Consider the following 22,197-nt stretch of genomic DNA (forward strand, 5'->3'; position numbering starts at 1 on the left):
CAACATGGCTGAAAGCTTAATACTTGAAGGGCGAAGGGAAAGAACATTCCCTAGAACAGTTAAGCCTAGACCACAACGGTATGCTAAGAACAAAAATGCCGTTCACTCTTAAGTGAACGGCATTACTATCCACAGTGGTAATTTATTTCGAATGGAATGGATGTGTAAAAACAGCCAAGATCAACCTGAAATCTGGAAATATCCCAGATAAAAAGATCAAAACCATCTATAAGCTGACATAAATAAGAAAAAGTTATTCGAGGTAATTCACATTTCTCCCACCCACTCCTTTTTGTTTTACTCCTCGGCTGATAGTTTATCTTCAAAATATTGAAGATAAACATTATGCCAACTCAATACATCAATAAAGAAGGTACGGCGATCATGAACATCGCCCAATACTTGATGACAACGACAGAAGGTGACCGTCTTAGAACGATTGATTCACTCTCTGAGGAATTTTGCGTATCAGTAGGATTTATTCAGAAAGCCTTAACAACCATAGAGCATCGCAATGCAGTGATACTTTCAAAACAAGGGCGCAACGGCACCTTTATTACTCAATTGAATTACCGTGAACTAGTGGCTTGTGCTGGGATAAACAATGTCGTATGTGCGATGCCGCTGCCTTATACCCGTCATTACGAAGGGTTAGCAAGTGGGTTGAAAGCTCAAATTGGAGATTTGCCGCTCTACTTTGCACATATGCGCGGGGCAAGCGTACGCGCAGAATGCCTCAGAAATGGTACTTATGATATTGCCATTATGTCGAAATTGGCAGCAAAAGAGCTAGCCAATGGGCTAGTAACGGCCATGACTTTAGGGGTCCACTCTTACTCGCATGAACACCGTCTCATTTTTAAAAAAGGAGGCTATGACCAGATACGCCGAGTTGGTGTTGACCCAGACTCTCCTGACCAAAAAATTCTTACTCACCAATCGTTTAAGGATAAAAACATTGAAATTGTAGAAATCCATTATGGCGAAAGTCTCATCCACTTAACGAATGGCGATATTGATGCCGTGGTTTGGTTACCTGAAGCGATTGAGATGGAGAAATATGGTTTAGATGAGAAATCACTCAGTGATCTTCCTGCTTGTCGGGATGCATCCGAAGCGGTGATCTTGGCGAATGGAGCTTCTACTCACATAACGACCTTGCTCAGAAAACTGATCCGGATGGATCAACTAATTAAGCATCAACGAGCCGTCGTCAATGGGGAAATTACTCCCAGCTATTGACCCTGTTTAACCACACATAATGCTTATTACAAATAATCGCAAAAGGACAGATATGGAACAGCGCCTTGCACTTTTACTGCATGCTAATGTGATTAGCCAGCGTGCTTATGATGGATGTTTACAAGTTATCGCCATGATGGACCGTCAACTGGGTTTGCCTCATGACAATGAGCAATACCAAATGGCCCTCACCCATTTATCGCGTGCTGCGGATCGAATTTGGCAAGGTGAAGCCGTAGCTGAAGGGCTTGATAGCGAACTACTCGATGAAATCTATGACGATCCGGGGATTCAATCGGTCATCGATATTCATCAAAAAACACTCAATGCGATGAGTTTAAGTACCGTCCCTGCCACCGAGGAAAGTTTTCTCATCGCAAATATTTATGCTCTTTATCTCGCGGCGCAACACGATGAAACTCAGGAGTGAACGATGATTGACAGCACTGGTTACACCTACTGCCATGAACATTTACATATCGATTTATCCCCACAAAAAGGCAACCTTGATTGCCGTCTGGATCAATATGAGTTGTTGTGTGATGAGATGAAAGAGCTGCGAATTCGTGGGGTGAGAAATATCATCGAAGTCACTAATGCTTTTATGGGTAGAAATCCTCATTTTATTGAAAATTTAATCGACGACACTGGAATGAATGTGTTGCTGGCCACTGGATTTTATATCGAAGGTTTCTTCCCCGATTTTCTCTACACCATGGATACCCAGCAAATGGCAAAACAGATGATTAAGGAAATTGAAGTGGGTATCGAGGATTCATCCCTCAAGGCGAGTGTGATTGGCGAGATCGGTAGCAGTGAAAATGGCTTTAGTGATACCGAACAGAAAGTCTTTAGAGCGGCGGCGATTGCTCATTTAGAAACAGGTCGACCGATTTCAACTCATCAGTCGATGAGTACGATGGGCAAAGTACAGATTGATCTGCTGAAAAGTTGCGGTGTTGAAATGGAAAACCTCACTGTCGGCCACTGCGATCTACGCGATAACTTGGACGATATCCAGTGGATGCTCGATCAAGGTTGCTATATCCAATTCGATACCATTGGTAAAAACAGCTATTACCCCGATACGCGTCGTGCTCAATCACTAAAAACCTTATGTGAACGGGGTTATGTTGGCCAAATCATGTTGTCGATGGACATTACACGTCGCTCCCATCTAAAGGCAAATGGTGGCCTTGGGTTTAGCTATCTAATCGATGAATTTGTTCCTTTGCTCAAGCAGCATGGGATCAGTGATCTGCAAATAAGCACAATGTTACAAACTAACCCTGCACGCTTATTTGGATAAAGAGCACTTGTGCTCATTAAAATAAAAAGGACAAAACATGAAAAAAATCGCCATCGCGGGTTTGCAACGAGAGCAAATCCGAGCACAGATTGAACTCTCTGAACCGGGCATATTTGAATGCCATATTCTGAGCGACATGGAAGCCGCACTGAAAGTGAAAGCGGGGGAAATGGACTATTTCATTGGTTGCTGTAATACCGGCGCCGGAGGCGCATTAGCCATGGCCATTGCTATTATCGGTTTTGGTCAAAGCTGCACTATCGCTAAACCTGCGATTAAGGCCAAGGAAACTGAAGTGGCCCAGTTTATTGAACGTGGATGCGTTGCATTTGGACTCTCCATTGAACACATCGAGCATGCTATACCCATGCTCGCAAACTTACTCGCTAAAAAGTAAAGGCAACCTATGGATATTATGCATATTGGACTCGTTGCAACCTTATGTGCAATGACAGCTTTAATCGCCAACATGAGCGCGGCGGTTTTTCATGATGGGATCCGGCCTATTCTGCCCCAATTGGTTGAAGGCAATATGACTCGCCGAGAAGCGGGATCCGTCGCTTTTGGCCTATCGATTGGCTTTGTGGCATCAGTGGGGATTTCATTCACTTTATCAACGGGCCTACTCAACCCTTGGCTGCTTTTCTTACCAACAGACATTTTAGGCGTAATGATTGGTAGCCGTTGGCTGGCTGCCGCGGCGGGTGGTTTATGGGGTGTGTTGGTTGTCACTTCGCTTGCTGGTGTTAATGCCGTCTTAACGGGCCTTCCCGTCGATGCATTGGGCGCACTCGGTGAGCTGGGTACTCCCGTCATGTCGGCTTTTGCCCTGTTCCCATTGCTTGCGATATTTTATCAATTCGGCTGGAAAGCCGGGGCAATTACGGCAGTCGTCATCCTATTTTCTCGATTAATGGTGATGAAGTTTACGGGGATTTATCCAGAATCAATCCAGATTTTTATCGGCATGTTAATGCTGGTATTTTTCGCAATTCAAAAAGATATATCCGATCGTAAAAAAGGCATTGAAGCACCAGATATGTCTGGTTTACATGGCCTATTTGAAGAGCGGACTAAACGTATCGTAAAAAACCTGCCATTTCTTGCAGTCACAGGGGCATTAATTGCTGCGGTTTCAAATGGTGGTATTTTCGCGGGATCTGAAGTTTCTATTTATTCACTCGCTGAAGCTTATAAAATCACCGACCCAGCGGCTCACGATACCGCAATGAAACAAGTGGCATTATCGGAATTCATGCGTGGCCTCGGCTTTATTCCGCTGATTGCCACTACGGCACTGGCGACTGGCGTTTACGGCGTGGTTGGGATGACATTTGTATTCGTCGTCGGTTATTTAGCTCCTAATATGCCCGTCGCGGCCGTCCTTGGAGCCATAACCATTTGTATCGAAATTTTCTTACTTCGTGGCATTGGTCGTTTCTTGGAACAATTCCCATCGATTCGAAATGCATCAGACAATATACGTAATTCAATGAATACATTAATGGAGTTTGCATTATTAATTGGTGGCGTATTGGCGGTGATGAAAATGGGCTCAACTACAGGTTTTACTATTTTCGCGATGTTATTTTTCTTAAACGAAGTCATGGGACGACCAGTCCTTAAAATTGCAGCGCCAGCGGTTGCCGCTATTCTCACTGGGGTTATTTTAAATATTCTTTACGTTATTGGGTTATTTGCTTTGTAATGAGACGCTTAACTAACCTTAATTTATTTTGATACTGTATTTAGGCGGGTTGTTCTTCAGCGTTATATAGCACACTTACTCTTTACGTTTATTTTGTTATTAAGCATGCGCATTACCAAATAATGTGCAGGATCAGCTCATGCCTAAAAAGGGGAGAATATGTTTTTAGACGCTTTAGAAAAACAAAATCCAGATTTAATCACGGCGGCACTGACACTCTTTAAGCAAGGTAAGTTACAACCAGACACCACCGTTATCGATGTCGACCAATTGCTCAATAATGCTCAACGCATGAAGGAGGTCGCTGACAGGTTGGGCATATGCCTTTACGCCATGACTAAACAGTTTGGCCGCAACCCATTAATCGCCCGCTTGTTAATAGAGCAATGTGGCTATGAAGGGATTGTGTGTGTCGATTATAAAGAGGCCAGAATGATGGCGGCACACGGTTTACCCATTGCTAACGTTGGGCACTTAGTTCAACCACCTAGCAATATGATTCGGTCTTTGGTTGCTCAGATCAAACCACAAGTAATGACCATTTATAGCCTTGAAAAAGCGCAACAAATATCGGATGCGGCCATAGCCTCCAAGCGGCAACAAGGTTTGTTATTAAAGTTTTTCCACAGTCGCGACAAGCTGTACGTCAATCAAGAAGCGGGATTTCCGTTGGAGCAAGCTGCCGACGTCGTGCGCGCGATTCAAAACATGCCCGGAGTTTACATCGCAGGTGTGACACATTTTCCTTGTTTTTTATACGATGAAACATTAGGGAAAACAGAGCCAACACCGAACCTCACAACGCTTATTGATGCTAAGCAAGCTTTAGCCAATTTAGGCATCGAATGTGAGCAAGTCAATGCGCCCTCTTCCACCAGTATAGAGACCCTACCATTGCTGGCTCAATATGGCTGCACCCATGGAGAACCCGGTCATGCATTCACTGGCACCACACCCGCTAATGCTACGCAGCCCCAAGCAGAATCAATCGCATTACTTTATTTAAGCGAGATCTCCCACCAGTTCGCTAACGACAGTTATTGCTTCGGCGGAGGGTACTATCGGCGCGGGCAGTTGGAAAACGCTCGAGTTTATAGCGGTGACAGCTGTGAACGGGTCTCTGTATTCAATGATGATACGGACAGCATCGACTACCACTTACGCATCCCCGGTCTTCATCCTATCGGTTCTCCGGTTGTGATGGCGTATCGAACACAAGTTTTTGTAACCCGTAGTGATGTGGCATTAGTGCAGGGCGTTTCCACGCCTAATCCCAAGTTAATCGGCCTATATGATTCTTTAGGTAATGAGGTTTAATATGGCAAAATTTATCGTTGTTGTACTTGATGGCTTTGGTGTCGGTGAAATGGCGGATGTACCGCTGGTTAGGCCACAAGACTGTGGTGCGAATACCGCGGGTAAGTTACTTGCTCATTTTGCGTTGAAACGCTTGCCTACCTTAGAAAGATTGGGATTGCAAAATATTATTGCCAGCCCACAATCCGTCATGGAGATAAACCCGCAGGCAAATACCGGGCGTGCAAACTTAGCTCACGAGGGGGGCGACACCTTTATGGGGCACCAAGAAATTATGGGCACTCGTCCAACTGCCCCTCTTATCCAACCATTTCAAGTAGCATTGCCCGATATTGAATCGGCTTTGCTCGCACAAGGCTATCGCGTCAATCGCCACACAATACAACAAGTATCACTGTTGATCGTCAATGAAGGGGTGGTGATTGGTGACAATCTTGAAGCGGATTTGGGGCAAGTTTATAACTTAACTTGTAACTTTAACCGAGTGACATTTGAATCCTTGCTGGCAATAGCCGCCGTGGTGCGTAAAGCCAACTCCGTGAGTCGCAATATTGCATTTGGCGGCTCTGGGTGCGGTATCACTATGGATCAAATCTTAAGTGCTGTTGAAGTGAAACAAAACCCGACTAATGGGCAAAAGTATATCGGCATTAATGCACCCAGTAGCGGGGTATACAGTGAGGGATTTCAGGTGGCACACTTAGGCTATGGCGTGGATGCAAAAACCCAAGTTCCTTGGTACTTACATCAGCGTAATATCCAAACTTGGCTTTATGGTAAAGTGGCCGATATCGTACAAAATCCGCATGGTTGTTCGTACACCTCGCTCGTTGATACAAACCAAATATTTCGTTTTCTTATTCGTGATTTGTGTATCGAAAAGGAGGGGTTTTTCTGCGCCAACATTCAAGAAACCGATCTTGCAGGTCACCAACAAGATCCTAAACAATACTGGACCGTTTTGGAGAAAGCCGACGAAGGCTTAAAAGACGTTATTACGAACATGAATGAAAAGGACGTATTAATCGTCATGGCCGATCACGGTAACGACCCATTCATCGGTCACACTAAACATACCCGTGAACAAGTACCACTACTGTGTTATCAAAAGGGTAAACAAGCTATATCTATTGGGCTGCGCACAACACTGTCTGATGTCGGTGCGACGGTCTGTGCTTTCTTCGGCGCGCAACTACCCGATCATGGAACACCAATCACTTCGTTGCTCAATGACCAGCAGAAATGTCATCAATGATGACAATGGTACTTCTTGGGTTTTGATCACTCATGACATCTATCCATGTCGACAGATTGATCACCCATGATAAAACCAGCTAATTTTTTGAACACTCTGGTTAGAGAATCAGTCATGCCAACATGACATGACTGATCGTTTACCTGACAGCGTAAGTGGCGTCATTTCATAACACTTATTCTTCAGCCACCAGCAAAACACCAAATTCAAAATTCGGTGCGTAGTGGTAAATTTCGCCATTGACGGAATCAAAAGACCACACCTGACCACTCGCTAAATGGGGTGATTGGCTCCATAAATACGACAAGATATTGCCTGTTTCATACTTAAAGCCTTGGGCAAATGCTCTGCTATTCATCGCTGGGCCAAAACACGCCATTTCAGTCAATGACACTAACTCTTTAATATTCGGCAATCGCCATTCGGCTTGGCTGGCAAATTGGTGCAATGCGTGTCGGCTTTGAGGATGGTTGATAGCCGCCACTTCTTGCAAAGCACTTTGCCAACGAAACCCGGTCGCTTCGCCATCACACTGCTCCGTAGCGGCGTTCCATGTTTTACCAACTTGGCAACGCATCCACGTTAAGCCAGTGAGCTTATCTTTGATCGTCCCCTGCTCGCTGTAGACATAGCGCGTGTTGGGTGCGCTTTTCGTCATATCAGGAGAACACTCTTGGGCGACGCCGACAGCAGAAAAGATCAAGCAAGAAGCCGCGATTAAATGAGATTTCATTGGTTGTTCTCCTTGGTTGCAACAACTCGAATCGGCGAGACATAAGACGGGTCATTGTCCGCCGCCGTACTGCTGGAGTAGAGTTCAATTGGGCTACGTTCCCCTTTGGTTGCACCAGACAGCGCCGTGTAAAGATATTGCATCGAACCATCGCTTTGAAATTGAGAGGTATTGAGATAAGCAATGCCAGAAGTCCACGTATGCCCATCAAAAAATTCGGTGTTCTGCGGCTGATGCGGGAAATAGTGCTGGTTGAAACCAACTGCATCGTCACCCAATTCACCGAAATCAAGCATCATGTATTGCTCGCTGTTGGTTGGTAAACGCCACGTTTGTAACCCACACAATTTATCTTGATTAATGCGATTGACGTAATCTTGCGTAGTGCAAATAGTATCACCTGCCGCCAGACAGGAAGCAGCCGTCACATCTTTTGTAAAAGGAATAAACTTGTCGGCAATTTCTAATGCAAACAACCGCTCTTTATAGTTCAAAGACGCGTCATCTTCTGACTTCACTTCCCAAATAAGTCCACTGTAAACATCTTTAACGCATGACCAATCGCTTGCTTCTGCCTCAAGTTCATTGCCAGCCGCATCTAATTTGATGAACGCAAAGCTCTTACCCGTCACGCCATTTTTGGCGGTAATATCTAGGCCATATTCAGCATCTTGACCGGGATAATCAGCATCAGCCCGCGCTTGTGCGCCTTGATCGGAATAGAACTGAATAATGCCCGTGTCTTGCAGAGGTCGCTCTTCCGATACTTGCGTCATCAATGTATTAGCATATTCGGTCATCTTTTCGCCAGAAACGATCTCAGAGGCAATCAGTGGTGTATTTTTTGCCATGGTTTGCCCAAGCGTTGCCAGCAAATCAATTCGTTCACTTGCTTTCGCTTTTTGGAGCAACACGACAGCATTGGCATCCAATATTGCCAATGCTGTGTGGCTAAAGTTTTGTGAAATATCACCATTCACTTCAACGCCTAATTGCAAAAGCTGCTCGGCAAGCAAGCGATTCGCTTCTTTCTCCGTATTTCCATCCAGCATAATGCCGGCAAAAATAGAACTCACACCGTTGAGGATGTTGCCGCTGCTTTTGCCCAGCGCCGGCGCAATCAGGATCGATGATTGGCTGGTTTGGCGACTTCTCGTCATGACACTAATGCCAGTAGAAACGTCAGCCACAATAGGAAAACGGTAGATTTGAGTGCTGTCACTCGTGAGGGTGTAGCGCCCTTGGCTATCGGCTTGCGTGCTGATTTCGCCCACATCACAGGCAAAGTTTTGGTTAGAATCAATGCAGACAGTGGCATCAAGTGCGACGTTTTGCGCTTGAATTTGCCCGCTAATTTTATGGCTGGGTAAAGATGTATTGGCTACATCTCCACTTTCACCGCCACCACAACCAGCCAGTAAAAGTGCCAGCGAAAGTGTTGAAAGTCTTAAGTGCATAGTTATGTGTTCTTCAGTTTAAGTGAAAAAATAGCCAACAAATTACGTCGTCTTATAGCGAATGCCGCGAGAGGAAGTAATAAGAGCAGTGAAGTCGAACCGCCACCTGTTTCAGGTGAAAGTGCGTTGGTCACAGGTTGAGGGCATTGATAGCCCGCTAGGCGGCCTATCCCCCATTCAATCAAGGTGCCGGAATTTCCCGGGCTGTAGTCAACCACTTCCAAACGCCAGTAACCGCTTAGGGCTTCGCCTTGTAAAGAGCCCAATATGGCATCATGTGCCAGCACCCAATAGTCATCAAAACCATTGATGGCCGATGGTGCTTGGTTGAGTAATTCGACGCGTGTCCCTGCGGGTGAAATTAAGGTAACGCGCAGCTCTTGTAGCTCTGGGTGCGATAACTGCAGGCGAACCACAAAATCTTCATCAATCAATACGTTGCCAACATCGATCGTCAAGCCATAGCTCTTAAATCCGGACGTAACCGTGTCTGCACCGTCAATACTGGCGTCTTTCAATACTGAATTTATGGCCACTGGCGGCGTTGCAAGCTGTGGCTTACCCACGATAAACGATAAAGTTTGCTTGTCAGATTGCATCACAAGGTACGGTTGATATTGATAACTCGATTCAAGTTGTAGAGTCTGTTTGACGCCGCAGGTGTACGTGGTTGGCAGCGCGATGCTCCATTGCTGCTGCTGGAATTTTTCGCTAGCGAAAGTAACGGTTTCACCTTGCAAAGTGGCTACCGTTTGTAAACTTGCTTGGCGATCCGTGGCCTGAATGTGCACGTTCAGCGGATCCGTTGGCATCACAAATCGACGTTCCAACAGGAATTTGAAGGGTTCTTGGACTAAGTTATGTTGCTTAAATTGCTGTAATAGCATCGCATCATAAGCGCGATGCGGGTACAGCTGTTTGGCGGTATACAGCATGCTTTCACTCAAATCATGCATTTTTAGACCACGACCTAAGCCGTACATTGATTCAAGAACAATACGGTCAAATTCAGCAAACGCTTCTTGACCGTACTCATTCACGGCCTGTTTCAGCGCTTGAAATAAAGGGGTAGACCACAATTCATCACCCAACTCACCTGCTACACTTTCATGCGCTCGATACTCTGCGGATGCAAAATATTTTGCCCGCTGATTCCACAAACTGCGTGTCGAAATACGAGTACCAAAATAGCCATCCCAATTAAACACGGTGTCAATTTCGAACGCTTTTCCTTGTGCATACTGGCGGCGAAAACTGTGCGAACCCGCCCAATAGTCACCAAAGCCTTCACCAATCGCGCCCGAATGTCCATAAGCCCAATCGGGAACGATTTGATAATGAATTCCATGCCCAAGTTCATGGGTAACCACGTCGGCATCTAATGCATCGGGCGAGCCCCCAACACCAAACAACACCGCTTTCGGGCCAACATAATAAGAAGAGTTGTTGCTAGATAAACCTCTCGCATCAAACCTCACAGGTTCACTAAACAAGGAAAAACCGAGCTGTTTGGTATAATCAATCGATTGATCAAGATGGTAAAAAGCCATCAGCTGTACAAAGCGATCATCAAGCATTTCCATGGAGAGAATTTCAGCATCTGAGTTCCATTGCGCCACGTCTTCAGCGCTAAGTAAGCCAACACCGCTATCAACCCACTGCTTGGCATCATCTTGTTGCTGTATGGCGGTGGCATCAACTTGTCGTACTCGTTCATTGGCTAAGTAATATTTACCTGCACTTTGCAACATCTCGACATTCACACTTTGGTAGTGCGGCTGATTTGGGTAATCAGCAAGGTCATTCCACGCCGAATCTGGCGCAGGAAATTGATCCATGGTTCTTAAATCGGGGTCAAAAAGTCGCACATTGATGCTCTGCACATCTCCTGATGAGAGCGAAGGCGGTTCATTCGCCATCAATCGGCGGGGCGATTCGAGCTCTGCCGCTACCAATGCAACGCCATCTCGCTCGACTGTATTGTGCAAACTTTTGAACACGCGCGTCACTACGCCAGACTGATCGGTCGAGAGCACTAACGCTTTTTGCGGTTGGTATTGGCCGTTCTGCCATACATCAAAGTTGTAATGATTTCCCAGTAAACTCTCGGTTTGATAACGAAACTTCAGTGTCCCAACATCAGGATAAAGCGAGCTCAAATACAGCTCAGCCGACTCTTTCGTTGCAATGGTCGTTTTCGCCAGTGGATAGTCCCACTCCCCCGCAAAGGCGGAATGGCTCAAGCATAGCAAGGTGCTCAGAACGATAATTTTTTTCATCTCTAGCTCCTAAAACACGTATTTAGCCGTAGCGGTAAAGTAACGCCCGGGCTCAGTGGAATAGAGAGTTTGACTTTGACTTACACCCGCGACGTCTTGATAACGAACGTATTCACGGTCGAATAGGTTCATGATGTTGAGACTCACATCAAGGTCACGCATCACTTGATAACTCACGCCAAGATCGACCGTAGACCATGCCGACGTTTGCGCGCATTGCGCTTTACGGCCGATATCATCAGAGCATGCTGGTGCTCGATCCATCGAGCTCGCCCAGTTCCAACGTGCGTAGGCATCCCAATCTTGCTGCTGGTAATTTAGTTGTCCATTTCCTTCCCACGGCGTGATGGTACGGACGTATTCATCTTGATCATCTTTGCCATCCACATAACCCGCTTTGAACGTGGTTGACCAATGTTGATTCAGTTGATGGGCGAAGGTGAACTCCACACCATACGTTTCGACGCCATTAATATTTTGGTACTGCTTGATCCAAGCGCCTCTATCGCTATCAAATCCCACGTCTTTGGTGTCCATGAAATTGTCAAAGAGAGAGTAAAAAACCGCGACATAAGCTTGAGATTGGCCATTATCGTATTTTGAACCCAACTCAAAACTATCACTGGTTTCAGCCTGTAAATTCATGTTCGGCGCGATAAAAAACGGCGTCAGTGGAACAAAGCTGTGGTCTGCCGCACCGTAGGCTTTGTCATAGGTCGGAGCGCGGTAGCCGTGGTTGTAACTGAGGTAACTGTTGAATGATGGCGTCCACTGGTAAGCCACAGATGCGCTCGGTGACCATTCACTGGTTTGAATTTCACTAACAGCAAAACCAGCAATAGGTTGCTCTGACTGAGGAGTAAGGTTATTCAAATCAAAACGTAAACCAGCGCTAAATGTCCACTGGTTGAGGCTGAATCTATCTTGCAAATAGACGCCAAAACCATAGGCCTTCGCTGGTGCAAACGGAATAATATTTTCGTAGGTTTCCCCACTGGAATCCTTGGTATCCACGTGACGAGGGCGTTCATAACGATTGGTATTAAGCACTGCACCGTAAATAAATTGGTGTTCGATGTTGTGGACTCGTGCTGCTTTTTCTAAATCAACCGATAGCCCTATCAACTGATCAGAAAAACTTTCATCGCGTCTCTCACGACGAAATTCAAGGGTGTCGAAAAAGGCATGTTCTTTGGTCAATAAGCGATTGGTTTGAGTATCACTTTGACTATCACGCCAGTAAAGCTTGGCGTCCACATGGTCTGCCCAGAAAGAAAGGGTATCTAATTGCACCCCCAATGATGCCGATAAGGTTTGGTGCTGTTCCTGTTCAAAAAATTCTTTGCTTTCCCATTTGTCATCGCGTTGAATGGAAGCAATGCCTTCTTTGCGGATGTTTTCATCTTTATAGGCGTTAAATTTTGCACTGAGTAACAGCGAATCATTGACCATGTGATCGTGGGCTAACGATGCACTGAATCCTTCAATATCTCGGTTATAGAGATCTTGGTTAAAGTTGCGAGTCTCTTCGCCTTGCCAATATGAAATGGTCACCAAGCTTTCACCATTTCCATTGCGCACCGCTAGCGTGCTACTGCTCTTATATTGATTGCTGATCCCTGTGTAGGAGCCAGAGGCATCAATATAGAAATCACGTCCTTGCAAATAATCCGCCGGCGATTTTGTGGTGACAACCACAACGCCGCCGATCGCGCCTGAACCATGAATGGTAGACCCTGCCCCTTTCACAACCTCAATGCTTTTTATGTTGTCTAAGGCGAAAGTATTGCGGCCTACTTTGTCGTTAATGTCATTGGCACCATAGCCGTCCGATGCGGCGACGCCATCTTGAATGATCGCAATGCGGTTGCCCGTCATCCCTCGAATCGTGATGTTTTGTGGCCGACCAGCGCCACCCGTAACACTGATTCCGGGTTCATGACTCAATACATCATACAGTTCTGTCGCGCCTTGTTTTTCAATGGTTTCACCGTCAATCGCTGATATTGAGCCGGCGACTTTTGACAGCGGCTGTTCTACTTTATTGGCACTCACCACCACTTCTTCAAGCTTGGTTAGGCTGAATTCGGCATGCACTGACCCTACCGCAAGCACGCTAAGCACCGCTGCGGTGATTGGAGAAAGCTTCATTTACTGCTCCGCTTTTTTGTTTTTATCTATGGTAAGAAGAAAGGCGTATTCCACGGCCTGTTGCTGTAGTGCCTTACGTGAATCGCTACTGTGCCCGCTATTGAAGTCCGTCCATAACAAGTAAGGCCCGCTACCCGTACTCATCATCGACATTTTTTCTATGTATTTCGCGCCTTCCCAATAAGGGACACGGTTATCAAACCACCCGACACGGACGAGGGTTGGCGGATAAGGTTTGGCTTGAATATTGAGTAGTGGGTCATAAGCTTCAATTGCTGAGCGTTGCAATGGCTGGCTAGGATCTCCCCACTCTTCTCGCTGCTGCACCGAGAGTGAAGAGGAGTCTTCTGTGGACATGCTTCTAAGCACATCCACAAAAGGCACTTGCAGCACCACTCCAGCAAAAAGTGCTGGGTTTTGATTAACCGCGGCCGCAACTAAGGTTCCACCAGCGCTGCCGCCAATCGCATAAATAGCGCGTTGGCCGTTATTAAAATGCTGCAATGAAGAGGCGACGTTCAGGAAATCTGAGATGCCTATTTTTTTCAGAATGCCAGACCCAGCGCGGTGCCATGATTCACCGTGATAACCACCACCGCGCACATGAGCAATCGCATAAATTACGCCTTGATCCAATAAACTGATCACTTGTGGCATAAAATACGGACGCATAGTGACGCCATACGCGCCGTAGCCATAAAGAAAGACGCTGGACTGTGCGCTCAAGGTGTCTTTTCGGTACGCCAAAGTGACAGGAATAGCCACGCCATCAACATCCACCACAATCTGTTGTGACTCATACTGTTCCGGTAAATAAGCAGGATAGTGGTCTTGACCCAGTCGCTTCCATTGTAAGCTTGCCACATCAAACTCACGCCAAACTCCTGCAGAAACCATCGACATTGAACGCACGCGCAGTTTATTGCTTTGCCAATCACCGTTACGAGAGACCCAAGCGACCTCACTTTCTGTTGCCAAAGGCTGTGATGCTCTCAACTTTCCATGCTGATCTATAATGGCCAGTTGAGAATGCTGTGCTTGGTTGGTTTTAACCACAATGCCAGCTTGATATAAATAGAAATTATCCAGCGTGGAATGATCATCTGGCGCATAAAAAAGCTGCCAAGGGTTTTCATTCATGCTCAGTAATCGACGGTAGAGTGCAAACTTGCCGTTGAGGTTACTATTGATGTAGAGCCAGCCATTAGCAACGTCTGCGTAGTATTCAATACCCGGCTGTGCGGCACGAAGCGGAAGGCTTAAGTGAGAGGTGTTGGTCTCTAAAATACGTTGTTCACTGCTGTTTTCGTTGTTGACTTGCACGAGGGCAAAATGCGGATCCGCTGCCAAATAGAGAGACACGATCCACTGCGGATCAATCCACTCCCATAGGTTTTTTGTCTGCTTGCTCAGCACATCATAGCGCTGCAATAAGCTAGAAGAACGGCTTTCTTCTGCCGCCAAAAAATAGAGGTATTGGCCATTTTCAGACCAAATAGCTTGAGTTGTTGCAGATTGGCTAAGCACGATTTCCTGCTTCGATACACGATCCAGCAGCGTCAGCGTGTAGTGCTCTTCCCCAGTCAAATCTTCGCTTAATGCAATAAAGCGGTCCCCTTTTGCCACCGCCCAATTGGCTAACTGGTAATAATCTGATTGCTGCTGTCTTACACTGATATTGACCAATCGCTCAATTGGGCTGCCTTCTGCGGTCTTTTTAACAACAAAACGTTCACCCTTAATTACTTGATCATGATAGTAATTTTGGTACTGGATGAGCCAAGGTGTCGGTGCTTTTACGCTCTTACTCTCTGACCATGTTTTGACTAGTGCATTAGAAAGTGGTGTGGCTTGATTGAGCCACTGTTGTGTTTTTTTATTGTGATCTTCAAGGTGTGCTCGAACCTTAGGCTGGCTACGCGAGCCATCTTCCAGCCACTGCAGTGACTCACCATAAGATGAATGAAAACAAGACAAACCAACAACAAAAGCAATGATATTGAGTAATTTCATTATGATCAGTGAAAACATAGCCAATTATTATAATGAGGCGCAGCTTGCCACTAAACGATAATGAGATCAATTATCATTTTTATATAAAATAGAGAAATTATGGGATTTATAAGGGTGAACGTTTGCGTGTATATAAAAACACCGCCTATTTGGCGGTGTTTTTATAATTAGGGTGAGGTTGTCTCAGCAAATACTGGCATTGAGTCCGTCAGCAGATTCGATTGACCGAAAGGTCACGCTGACAAGACGCTCGCTGTTACTCATCATCAACTTTAGGTGCAACTCTCTTTTTCGGCACAAATACCGCATCACCCACTGCCACATTCTGATAAAAGGTTTTATCGCGTTTAACGGGCTTCTTATTGGCGGTGTTCGCCTTGGGCTTAGTACTTTTAGTCTTAGCGGCTGCGTTTTTCTTAAAGGCCGGAACACGTGGTTTTAGTCCGGTAAATTTACCTTTCAGATCATCAAATTGAGAGAACTCGATATCTTGCTGCAAAAAGGCTTCCACGCGCTTGAAGCTGTCCCAATCTTTTGGGCCAACCAGCGAGATTGCATCACCTTTATTACCCGCACGGCCTGTACGACCAACACGGTGCACATACTCTTCCGTATGTTTGGGCATATCAAAGTTAATCACGTGCGTCACGTTTGCAATATCAAGGCCACGTGAAGCCACATCCGTCGTGACCAAAATTTTAAATACAGCGCGCTCAAACTGGCTCATGATGGTGTTGCGTTGGTTTTGATTTAAGTTACCACTCAACGCAACGGCTTTCAGTTTCTGCTCGTTGAGTTTAAGCGTTAAACGCTCAGTATCAGAACGGGTTGCGGTAAAAATGATCACTTGTCGATATTCGGCTTCTTGCAGCACGCGTTCGAGTAAGGCTTCTTTGTGATCGAGATGATCACAGAGGTAGAATTTTTGGGTGATGTCTTTATGCTCTTCGTTGACAACACCAATCGAAATGCGTTTTGGATCTTTAAGCAACTCGGTACCAAAGTCATTCACTTGGCCGTGATCAAGCGTTGCGGAAAACATCAGTGTTTGGCGACGACGGTGGTTCGCTGCATGATGAATACGGCGTAGTTCCGGAGCAAAACCTAAGTCCAGCATACGGTCAGCTTCATCAAGGATCAACGTATCTAAACCATCAAGACGCAACGAGCGATGCTCTAAGTGATCCGCTAAACGACCAGGAGTCGCTACAATAAAACGGGGGAAACGGCGCAGTGCTTTTACTTGGTCGTTAAAGTTTTCCCCACCCACAATCAGCGTTGCTTCGTAGCTCAACCCACTGAGCATCGTACGCAGCTCACCGTACACTTGTTTGGCCAACTCACGTGTCGGAGCAAGAATCAGAGCTCTAGGGTCTTTTGCTGATAACGCTTTAGTTTTGAGAGACTTATGCAGCATTGGCAAAACAAACGCTAATGTTTTACCCGAACCAGTCTTAGAGGATGCCAACAAATCTTTACCTGCAATCGCCACGGGAACCGCTTGTTGTTGGATCTCTGTCGCTTGTTTGAAGTCATAGTGTTTGAGGGTCTTCAATAAGCGATTGTCTAAGCCTAAATCTTTAAACTGCAAAGGATTCTCCAAAAATTTGTAAAGTTGCCACAATAAATAGGGCAAGAGGTCAAAATGAAAACGCAATATGATAGCCCGAAAGGCGCTTAGATAGATAGAGATCACATAAAAATAATCAGCACGCACACTTTTTCAAGGCATAAGAAGATAGAAAATACGTCTCTTAACGATGAGACATAGCGGAGTAAATGAGCATAAATTGAAATTCTTGGATTATTTTGACGTTCGGCTACTGGGTGAACGCTAGAATAGTGTCTACAATTGAGTTCGTCACTATATGATGATTTCCAAACAAGTGTATACCCAAACAACTTGACGTTGCAGGTAAACAGCACCGCTGTAGCTTCAAGTAGGAAAAGTATAATAGGGCGTCATTGATAATAATCTTACAAACAAGGAGTTCAATAATGAATAAGATGTTAATTGCAGCTGCAGCCTCTTCTGTACTTCTACTTGCTGGTTGCGCATCAGGCCCTGATGACGCAGCAATGACGAAAATGGATCAGCTAAGCAACCAAGTTAGCCAACTCAGTGATCAAATTTCTGCACTTAAGAGCGAGCAATCGACACTTTCGTCTAAAGTAAGCCAAGCGGCTGATGCCGCTGCCGCTGCGCAAGAAGAAGCGGCTCGTGCAAACGAGCGTATCGATAATATTGCTCAGTCATACACGAAATAATTTCGTTATATTCCATAGCTGAAATTGCTTAAAAGGCTTGTTAATTCAAGCCTTTTTTATTGCTGCTATTACATGGTTCACCATTAATGAACTCATCAACTTCTTTAATTACTCCAATGAGGTTGAAAAATCTGCAGCCACAACTTCGACAGGCACACCATTTTGCGCCAAGATCACCGCTCTCGCTTTCGCATCTGATTTGTTAAATTCATCCAACCACCAGCGAAGTTCTTGCGGTACCTGCAACTCTTTTTTACTGCCGTTACTGCGCGTCAAAGGTTCATGAGCTTCAAGAAATACGCTTCGATCTGGCTCTAAGGCTAATTTTATCGGCTCATCAATCACTTTCACTTTCTCGCCACGCTGAACCTGCTTAAACAGCCATTCAATATCCTTGGGATCCATACGAATACAACCAGAGCTGACTCTCATACCAATACCAAAATCTTTGTTGGTACCGTGGATCAAATAATCACCCGCACCATAAGCGAGACGAAGCGCGTATTCACCAAGCGGGTTATCTGGCCCAGCAGGCACAACCGCAGGCAGTTCAATACCTTTCGCTTTATATTCAGTGCGGATAGATTGAGGAGGTGTCCAAGTTGGGTTCGGCCGTTTTTGGCTGATAGTGGTTTCCATTTCGGGCGTGTCACGACCAATACGGCCAATGCCGACGGGGAAAATATGCACTTTGCGTTTTTCAGGCTCAAAGTAATAGAGCCGCAGTTCCGCTAAGTTGATGACGATGCCTTCGTAAGCCACGCGCGGTAAAATAATTTGTGACGGAATGGTTAGCACAAACTCTTGCTGCGGCAAAAATGGGTCAATTCCTTTGTTAGCCGCCATCAAAGATAAAAACCCAACATCGTACTGTTTTGCAATTTGCGCTAAGGTTTCGCCCTGCTCAATCACGTGATATTGAGTTCGGCCAACCATGCTACTGCCTTCGGCAGGAAAATCATAAGTCGCGGCAAACGCGTTCACACTGAGCGCCCCCCAGCAGCAACACAAAGAGAGTAGCTTGCGTAGCATGGTGATCAGGTATCCTTGGCGTCTTTATAGAGCTGTAAGGTTATCTCTCTTTCTACTTTATGATCAACCATTGGCGCGGGATATGACAAGGAATTAACGACAGGGAATTTCCAAGGCGTGTGGATGTACTTATCTGGCAACGAAGCCAATTCAGGTACCCACTGACGAATAAAATCACCTTTCGGATCAAAACGTTCCCCTTGGCTGGTAGGGTTAAAAATTCGAAAATAAGGTTGCCCATCACACCCTGTTGAGGCGCACCACTGCCAACCGCCATTGTTCGATGCATAATCGCCATCCACTAATGTTTGCATAAAATATTGTTCACCAAGTCGCCAATCGATATGCAGATCTTTGGTTAGAAAACTGGCCACCACCATCCTTAATCGGTTATGCATCCACCCCGTTTTGTTCAGTTGGCGCATCGCCGCATCGACAATAGGGAACCCGGTTTGACCCTGCTGCCAACGTTCAAAGGCCGTTGAATTCTCCCACCAAGATACGTGTTTCCCCCAAGGTGCAAAATCTTTTCCCTTACAGAGATCAGGACGAAACCCGATCAGATGCTGATAGAATTCACGCCAAATAATTTCGCTCAGCCAAGTTTGCGCCCCTTCAGACAACCCAATATGTTGCGATTCAGCGTATAGACGCGCCATACATTGACGCGCAGAAAGCGCCCCTATTGCGAGATAAGGTGACAGTGCGCTGGTCGAATCCAACGCGGGAAAATCACGCTGCTGGTGGTAATTCTGTACCTTATCACGGCAAAACTGGCGTAATTTAGCGCGAATTGCATCGAACTCGACCACCCAATGATCACTGCTGATGCGTGGATAGCTGAACGAGCGGTGTTCGCTCCACAGCAACGGCTCAAGATCCTTTATGCGTTTATAATGTGCAGAAATAGGCGTTGGTAAAATTTGAGGAAGAGCCGCTTGTGACAACCACGCCCGTTTAAAAGGGGTAAAGACTTTGAAATAATCACCTTGCTTGTTTTTGACCAAACCGGGGGCAATAATGCACTTATCGTCGTATGCTCGCCACTCGATCTGGCGCTCTAGGCAAAACTGGCTCGCCATCTCATCACGCTGCAACTCATTGGTTTCATACTCGCGATTAACCAACACTGCGCTGGCATTAAGCTGCTTAGCCATAGTGGCAATCTGCTGCGCAGCATCAGCGTAATCATCGACTTCCTCATACAATAGAGCAATATTGAGTGCTTGCAGTTCACGTTGCAGCTCAAATAAACGCCGATAAATAAGATCCGCCTGCATCGGAGCAAGATGGTGTTTTTGCCACTGTGCTGGCGTTGCAATGAATACGGCAACAACAGGTTCTTCACCATCAATGGCGGCATGTAATGCCGTATTATCAACGGATCGTAAATCTCGGCGCAGCCAGAGTAATTTCACTGTACATCCTTACTGATTAATCTAACGAATGGTGCAGACGAGCAACCACATCTGACAACGAAAGCTTATCTCCCAGTGAGATACGCAATTTCCGTAACGCTTGAACTTGCTGCTCGGTTAACGCTCGATTGGCAAACAGCGCAACCTGTTGGTAGTTTGCTAAAGCATCATGATCAACAAGAGCGGTAAGATCTTCGACACCATCTAAGATAGTGAGGTTATACCCAGCTTCCACCTTTCCCACGAACCATAACCAAGCCAGTATGCTCGATGTTGGATCAAGATTAACGCAAAGACATTTTCCTTTAGTTGCCGCTTTGTTTTCCGCTTCAATGATCGAGCTCAACTTGCTTATCATCAGTGCCTGAAAAAGCCCTTTTTGCAAACTGCGCAGCGGTCCTTTAACCCGCTCTAACGTGTCGATGACAGGAAAGACAAACTGCTGCTCAACAATCTCTAACGGATACTCTTTCAATACTGTAGCAATGGTTGATTCCGCTTTGCCTTTATTGAGATCCACTAAAGCTTGCAGCAATTGTTCTTGCTCTAAAAGCTCTGAACCATGATTTGCCAAAGTATCGATGATGCTTTCACTGCCACTAAGCAATGCACTCACTTTGCCAATCGAAACCCCTTTCGCCAGCCAGCCTTGAATAATACGAATCGTCGCAATATCCTCTTGTGAATAAAGGCGATGCCCTTTTTCCGTGCGCTGTGGCTGAACAAGGTGATAGCGGCGCTGCCATGCACGCAAGGTAACGGGCTTTACTCCAGTCATCTCGGCAACGTCTCGAATAGCGTATAATTTTTCAGTCATCATGTTTTTAGTCAGTGGGTTCTCATAGTCCATAACGTAACCTTAGCGTTTGTGGATAAGGCGATAAATAGTGCTGTTGCTGCAGATAAGCATCGGGATACATTTTTATGTAATGTTTGAGCAACGTAATAGGCGCAAGTAAAGGAAGCTCGCCAGTTCGATAGTCATCAATCAATTGCGCTAACTCTACTTTCTGCTCTTTGTTTAAGGCTCGTTTGAAATAACCCTGAATGTGCATCAAAACATTGGTGTTATTTTTACGGCTCGCTCTGTGTTTAAGCGCATCCATTAGCCCTTGGCGATAATGCTCAATAAAATACTGTGGCGGATGCTGCTTGACTTCAGCCACCAAACGGCCGAGTTCTCGATACGCTTGCGGGTGATGCGCCATTAACGTCAATTTGTAGCGTGAATGAAAAGCCACCACTTTGCCCGGTGTCGGGTTGTCACCTATCGATTGATAAAAATCATGTAAACAGTAGACACGCGTAATGAAGTTTTCGCGAAGCACAGGATCATGCAAACGGCCATCTTCCTCTACAGGCAACCACGGCATTTTACGCATCAAAGTGGCGGTATAAAGCCCAACACCCTCTTTGTCTGCTCGCTGATGCTTATAGACTTTGACTCTTTCCATGCCACATGTCGGGGATTTCGCACAAACGATATAACCACACAATTTCATCAATTCGAGCTCATCAACTTTTCGTTCTGAGAAATCGAACATGGCTTGCGTGTAATCTTTGGTTTCATCTTTAGTTTCAACCAGCGCTAAACGCTCTTCGTGAGAGATCAGGCGAATGGTAGGCCTTGGCACGGTTAAGCCAATCGCAACCTCTGGGCAAACGGGTATGAAAGAGAAATAATTCGTCAACTCTTTGGTCACAAAGTCACTCGCTTTGTGGCCAGAATCAAAACGGACTTGCTCTCCCAGCACACATGCACTGATCCCGATACGAATTTCTGGATTACTCATCGCCGCCTCATATACAAAAATATTTGTTGTATAATGTATAGCACACTCCAACCACCTTATACAAAATATATTTATGTACACATAAAAGGTAAACGTTTACCCAAATCGATTGCCTTACCACTTTCAACACTTTTAGTTATCAATGAGCTCAAAAAAGGGTATTAACCTTAATTCTGTGACTAATCTCTCAAGGAACAGTGTCAGGTCTAGCTAATATTGCCT

General features: G+C 45.7%; 18 protein-coding genes. 8 read left to right on the plus strand and 10 right to left on the minus strand.

The window, feature by feature from the left end; all coding sequences use genetic code 11:
• Nucleotides 1-345: 345 nt before the first annotated feature.
• The 7 genes from yhfZ to AACQ75_RS06730 all read left to right on the plus strand — a co-directional run bounded on the left by yhfZ (nucleotide 346) and on the right by AACQ75_RS06730 (nucleotide 6,831).
• Nucleotides 346-1,242: a GntR family transcriptional regulator YhfZ gene (gene yhfZ, locus AACQ75_RS06700; protein WP_026028897.1), complete on the plus strand. Its 897-nt coding sequence runs from the start codon at nucleotides 346-348 to the stop codon at nucleotides 1,240-1,242.
• Between the two features lie 52 nt (nucleotides 1,243-1,294).
• Nucleotides 1,295-1,672: a hypothetical protein gene (locus AACQ75_RS06705; protein ID WP_228209306.1), complete on the plus strand. Its 378-nt coding sequence runs from the start codon at nucleotides 1,295-1,297 to the stop codon at nucleotides 1,670-1,672.
• Nucleotides 1,673-1,675: 3 nt separating this feature from the next.
• Nucleotides 1,676-2,551 carry a phosphotriesterase-related protein gene (locus AACQ75_RS06710; protein WP_094123395.1) on the plus strand — a complete coding sequence of 292 codons (876 nt, stop codon included), beginning with the start codon at nucleotides 1,676-1,678 and terminating at the stop codon, nucleotides 2,549-2,551.
• A gap of 37 nt (nucleotides 2,552-2,588) precedes the next feature.
• Entirely contained in the window at nucleotides 2,589-2,948 is a 360-nt protein-coding gene (locus tag AACQ75_RS06715) for a DUF2620 domain-containing protein (protein ID WP_013868383.1), read from the plus strand.
• A 9-nt stretch (nucleotides 2,949-2,957) separates the two neighbouring features.
• Nucleotides 2,958-4,259, plus strand: a complete 1,302-nt coding sequence (locus tag AACQ75_RS06720; protein ID WP_094123394.1) for a YhfT family protein — start codon at nucleotides 2,958-2,960, stop codon at nucleotides 4,257-4,259.
• Between the two features lie 159 nt (nucleotides 4,260-4,418).
• Nucleotides 4,419-5,576, plus strand: a complete 1,158-nt coding sequence (locus AACQ75_RS06725) for a YhfX family PLP-dependent enzyme (RefSeq protein ID WP_094123393.1) — start codon at nucleotides 4,419-4,421, stop codon at nucleotides 5,574-5,576.
• 1 nt (nucleotide 5,577) lies between these two features.
• Nucleotides 5,578-6,831 (plus strand): phosphopentomutase, encoded by a 1,254-nt coding sequence (locus AACQ75_RS06730; protein ID WP_170889666.1) that lies wholly within the window; start codon nucleotides 5,578-5,580, stop codon nucleotides 6,829-6,831.
• Between the two features lie 175 nt (nucleotides 6,832-7,006).
• Here AACQ75_RS06730 and AACQ75_RS06735 read toward each other — a convergent pair whose 3' ends face one another.
• The 6 genes from AACQ75_RS06735 to AACQ75_RS06760 all read right to left on the minus strand — a co-directional run bounded on the left by AACQ75_RS06735 (nucleotide 7,007) and on the right by AACQ75_RS06760 (nucleotide 17,067).
• Complete coding sequence (locus AACQ75_RS06735) at nucleotides 7,007-7,564, minus strand: Lcl C-terminal domain-containing protein (RefSeq protein ID WP_017042172.1); 558 nt, start codon at nucleotides 7,562-7,564, stop codon at nucleotides 7,007-7,009.
• Nucleotides 7,561-9,021 (minus strand): Lcl domain-containing protein, encoded by a 1,461-nt coding sequence (locus AACQ75_RS06740; protein ID WP_170889668.1) that lies wholly within the window; start codon nucleotides 9,019-9,021, stop codon nucleotides 7,561-7,563. The genes AACQ75_RS06735 and AACQ75_RS06740 overlap by 4 nt, the downstream gene beginning before the upstream one ends.
• A 2-nt stretch (nucleotides 9,022-9,023) precedes the next feature.
• On the minus strand, nucleotides 9,024-11,300 hold the full coding sequence (locus tag AACQ75_RS06745) for a proprotein convertase P-domain-containing protein (protein WP_170889670.1): 2,277 nt from the start codon (nucleotides 11,298-11,300) through the stop codon (nucleotides 9,024-9,026).
• Between the two features lie 9 nt (nucleotides 11,301-11,309).
• Nucleotides 11,310-13,451: a TonB-dependent hemoglobin/transferrin/lactoferrin family receptor gene (locus tag AACQ75_RS06750; protein ID WP_170889671.1), complete on the minus strand. Its 2,142-nt coding sequence runs from the start codon at nucleotides 13,449-13,451 to the stop codon at nucleotides 11,310-11,312.
• Entirely contained in the window at nucleotides 13,452-15,464 is a 2,013-nt protein-coding gene (locus tag AACQ75_RS06755; RefSeq protein WP_170889674.1) for a prolyl oligopeptidase family serine peptidase, read from the minus strand. It abuts the gene before it with no gap.
• Nucleotides 15,465-15,720: 256 nt separating this feature from the next.
• The gene (locus AACQ75_RS06760; RefSeq protein ID WP_026028423.1) at nucleotides 15,721-17,067 is read right to left on the minus strand and encodes a DEAD/DEAH box helicase; all 1,347 of its coding nucleotides are present in this window, start codon (nucleotides 17,065-17,067) and stop codon (nucleotides 15,721-15,723) included.
• A gap of 395 nt (nucleotides 17,068-17,462) precedes the next feature.
• Between AACQ75_RS06760 and AACQ75_RS06765 the strand changes: the two genes are divergently transcribed.
• A complete protein-coding gene (locus AACQ75_RS06765; RefSeq protein ID WP_026027153.1) occupies nucleotides 17,463-17,732 on the plus strand; it encodes an Lpp/OprI family alanine-zipper lipoprotein in 270 nt (89 codons plus the stop codon).
• A gap of 108 nt (nucleotides 17,733-17,840) precedes the next feature.
• On the opposite strand, the gene AACQ75_RS06770 is transcribed toward AACQ75_RS06765, so the two are convergent.
• From AACQ75_RS06770 to AACQ75_RS06785, 4 genes are read right to left on the minus strand one after another with little or no spacing between them, the layout of a single operon-like run.
• The gene (locus AACQ75_RS06770) at nucleotides 17,841-18,764 is read right to left on the minus strand and encodes a L,D-transpeptidase family protein (RefSeq protein ID WP_013868372.1); all 924 of its coding nucleotides are present in this window, start codon (nucleotides 18,762-18,764) and stop codon (nucleotides 17,841-17,843) included.
• Between the two features lie 5 nt (nucleotides 18,765-18,769).
• A complete protein-coding gene (phrB, locus tag AACQ75_RS06775) occupies nucleotides 18,770-20,182 on the minus strand; it encodes a deoxyribodipyrimidine photo-lyase (protein WP_170889675.1) in 1,413 nt (470 codons plus the stop codon).
• Nucleotides 20,183-20,198: 16 nt separating this feature from the next.
• Nucleotides 20,199-21,032, minus strand: coding sequence for a MerR family transcriptional regulator (locus tag AACQ75_RS06780; RefSeq protein ID WP_019282545.1), 834 nt, complete (start codon nucleotides 21,030-21,032; stop codon nucleotides 20,199-20,201).
• Nucleotides 21,022-21,975 carry a YbgA family protein gene (locus tag AACQ75_RS06785; RefSeq protein WP_026027151.1) on the minus strand — a complete coding sequence of 318 codons (954 nt, stop codon included), beginning with the start codon at nucleotides 21,973-21,975 and terminating at the stop codon, nucleotides 21,022-21,024. The genes AACQ75_RS06780 and AACQ75_RS06785 overlap by 11 nt, the downstream gene beginning before the upstream one ends.
• Nucleotides 21,976-22,197 lie beyond the last annotated feature (222 nt).

The sequence above is a fragment of the Vibrio sp. B1-2 genome (assembly GCF_963888445.1).
In the GTDB taxonomy this organism is placed as follows: domain Bacteria; phylum Pseudomonadota; class Gammaproteobacteria; order Enterobacterales; family Vibrionaceae; genus Vibrio; species Vibrio anguillarum.

Excerpts from the sequence above, each read along its gene's own strand:
- AACQ75_RS06785 (WP_026027151.1), bottom strand. The coding sequence starts at position 21,975 with ATGAGTAATCCAGAAATTCGTATCGGGATCAGTGCATGTGTGCTGGGA.
- AACQ75_RS06705 (WP_228209306.1), top strand. The coding sequence starts at position 1,295 with ATGGAACAGCGCCTTGCACTTTTACTGCATGCTAATGTGATTAGCCAG.
- AACQ75_RS06710 (WP_094123395.1), top strand. The coding sequence starts at position 1,676 with ATGATTGACAGCACTGGTTACACCTACTGCCATGAACATTTACATATC.
- AACQ75_RS06765 (WP_026027153.1), top strand. The coding sequence starts at position 17,463 with ATGAATAAGATGTTAATTGCAGCTGCAGCCTCTTCTGTACTTCTACTT.
- AACQ75_RS06725 (WP_094123393.1), top strand. The coding sequence starts at position 4,419 with ATGTTTTTAGACGCTTTAGAAAAACAAAATCCAGATTTAATCACGGCG.
- AACQ75_RS06750 (WP_170889671.1), bottom strand. The coding sequence starts at position 13,451 with ATGAAGCTTTCTCCAATCACCGCAGCGGTGCTTAGCGTGCTTGCGGTA.
- AACQ75_RS06770 (WP_013868372.1), bottom strand. The coding sequence starts at position 18,764 with ATGCTACGCAAGCTACTCTCTTTGTGTTGCTGCTGGGGGGCGCTCAGT.
- AACQ75_RS06720 (WP_094123394.1), top strand. The coding sequence starts at position 2,958 with ATGGATATTATGCATATTGGACTCGTTGCAACCTTATGTGCAATGACA.
- AACQ75_RS06755 (WP_170889674.1), bottom strand. The coding sequence starts at position 15,464 with ATGAAATTACTCAATATCATTGCTTTTGTTGTTGGTTTGTCTTGTTTT.
- yhfZ (WP_026028897.1), top strand. The coding sequence starts at position 346 with ATGCCAACTCAATACATCAATAAAGAAGGTACGGCGATCATGAACATC.
- AACQ75_RS06735 (WP_017042172.1), bottom strand. The coding sequence starts at position 7,564 with ATGAAATCTCATTTAATCGCGGCTTCTTGCTTGATCTTTTCTGCTGTC.
- AACQ75_RS06780 (WP_019282545.1), bottom strand. The coding sequence starts at position 21,032 with ATGGACTATGAGAACCCACTGACTAAAAACATGATGACTGAAAAATTA.
- AACQ75_RS06730 (WP_170889666.1), top strand. The coding sequence starts at position 5,578 with ATGGCAAAATTTATCGTTGTTGTACTTGATGGCTTTGGTGTCGGTGAA.
- AACQ75_RS06715 (WP_013868383.1), top strand. The coding sequence starts at position 2,589 with ATGAAAAAAATCGCCATCGCGGGTTTGCAACGAGAGCAAATCCGAGCA.
- AACQ75_RS06745 (WP_170889670.1), bottom strand. The coding sequence starts at position 11,300 with ATGAAAAAAATTATCGTTCTGAGCACCTTGCTATGCTTGAGCCATTCC.
- AACQ75_RS06740 (WP_170889668.1), bottom strand. The coding sequence starts at position 9,021 with ATGCACTTAAGACTTTCAACACTTTCGCTGGCACTTTTACTGGCTGGT.